This is a genomic window from Thiolapillus sp., from assembly GCF_048562965.1.
In the GTDB taxonomy this organism is placed as follows: domain Bacteria; phylum Pseudomonadota; class Gammaproteobacteria; order Chromatiales; family Chromatiaceae; genus Thiolapillus; species Thiolapillus brandeum_A.
Map to the genome: position 1 here is coordinate 1 of NZ_JBHNMF010000715.1, position 1,521 is coordinate 1,521.

General features: G+C 53.1%; 3 protein-coding genes. All 3 read left to right on the forward strand.

The window, feature by feature from the left end; genetic code table 11:
• Nucleotides 1-40 precede the first annotated feature (40 nt).
• Genes ACOCD2_RS19480 through ACOCD2_RS19490 form a run of 3 tightly spaced genes read left to right on the forward strand, consistent with a single transcriptional unit; the run spans nt 41 to nt 1,443 of the window.
• Nucleotides 41-406 (forward strand): helix-turn-helix domain-containing protein, encoded by a 366-nt coding sequence (locus ACOCD2_RS19480; protein WP_419625923.1) that lies wholly within the window; start codon nt 41-43, stop codon nt 404-406.
• 15 nt (nt 407-421) lie between these two features.
• Complete coding sequence (locus ACOCD2_RS19485; protein WP_293653188.1) at nt 422-565, forward strand: hypothetical protein; 144 nt, start codon at nt 422-424, stop codon at nt 563-565.
• Nucleotides 562-1,443, forward strand: a complete 882-nt coding sequence (locus ACOCD2_RS19490; protein ID WP_293653187.1) for a DUF3800 domain-containing protein — start codon at nt 562-564, stop codon at nt 1,441-1,443. The genes ACOCD2_RS19485 and ACOCD2_RS19490 overlap by 4 nt, the downstream gene beginning before the upstream one ends.
• Nucleotides 1,444-1,521: the final 78 nt, after the last annotated feature.

The window sequence follows — 1,521 nt, forward strand, 5'->3', positions numbered from 1 at the left end:
CAAGGAATAGGTTTCACTAAAGGGAAGAATAAGGGTAAGATTGAACGAAATCCAACCCTATAATGCAAATAGCCATCTATTTTTTCCGAGGCACTTATTGATCGGTGTGGCTGATGATGGTGAACCTGTCAGCATCAAGGTTAACAAGTTTCCCAATGAAGACAAGATGTACCTGCATCTGGTCAATCTGATCAAAGATCGAATGGGTGTTGCGCACATGATGTACATGCACCCACGTTTTGATGAGCATGAGTGCGTCAGGGTGTTGACAGTGGAATGCCTGCCCGGTAAGTCACCAGTATTCGTCAAGGATAGCAACGTAGAGCGGTTTTATGTTCGCACGGGTGCAGCTACTTCTGAGCTGACGGGTGGGCAGGCTCAGGAATACATTAAGAAACGGTTTTGAAGGTCAGGGAAAAGAATGCCGTATTGTGCTGATAACAGGCTTCAGGAACAAAGTATCGTTGAATTATTCGACCAGATGACCCGTGGCATCCTCAAACTCCTCTCCGGTGATCTGGATGTCTCGGAACTTGAAATCGACTCAGGCCAGGAGGCGGCATGAGTTACATGCTCTTTGTCGATGAAAGCGGACAGGATCTCCGGAAGTCACCCTATGAGGTTTTGGCGGGAATCGCCATCGAGGACCGTGATCTGTGGAATCTGATCTGCCGGGTGCAGGATGCGGAACTGGAATTTTTCGGGCGGCGGGTGTCCGATGGTCTGCTGGAGCTAAAGGGCAAGAAGCTGCTCAAGCGCAAGACCTTCCGCCAGGCCGCGCAGATGGATCCAATGCCGGTGGAACGGCGGCGAGATCTGGCCAGAGCGTTGCTGGAAGACGGCGCATCCGGTACACGGGAACAGATCACCGCGCTGGCTCAGGCCAAGCTCGCTTTCGTGTCGCATCTATTGGCGTTGTGTGGTCAGTTTCGGGTCAAAGCGTTTGCCAGCATAGTGGACAGAGACGCGCCTCGGCCAGAGGGTGATTTCCTGCGCAAGGATTACGCTTATCTGTTCGAGCGTTATTTCTACTTTCTGGAAGATCGGTCGGCTGAGCAGTTGGGGCTGGTGGTATTCGATGAGCTGGAACGTTCCCAGTGCCATATCCTCATCGATCAGATGTCACGCTATTTCCGGAAGACGACGAGGGGGCAGGCGAGGGCCTCACTGGTGATTCCCGAGCCCTTTTTTGTCCACAGCCATCTGACGACGGCAGTTCAGATTGCGGACATCGTGGCCTATCTAACGGCTTGGGGTGTTCGCGTGGGTGGCATGTACCGTTCCGCACGGGAAGAGCTTGCCGGTATGGCGGCACAGGTGTGCGATCTACGCTATCGGGCGCGGCGCGAGGTCAACGGGAATTCGGATTTCTCCATCTGGAGCTTTGCGGTTATCGATGACCTGCGTCCGAGGGATGAGCGTGAAGAAACAGATGGGCAATAAAAAAGGCAATGCCAGCGTTCGCCAACAAAGCCTCCAAGAGAAATTATGGTGGCGGGCAGGCTGGATTGCAAGAAAAAA

Coding starts and splice junctions, on each gene's coding strand:
- ACOCD2_RS19485 (WP_293653188.1), top strand. CDS start 422: ATGCCGTATTGTGCTGATAACAGGCTTCAGGAACAAAGTATCGTTGAA.
- ACOCD2_RS19490 (WP_293653187.1), top strand. CDS start 562: ATGAGTTACATGCTCTTTGTCGATGAAAGCGGACAGGATCTCCGGAAG.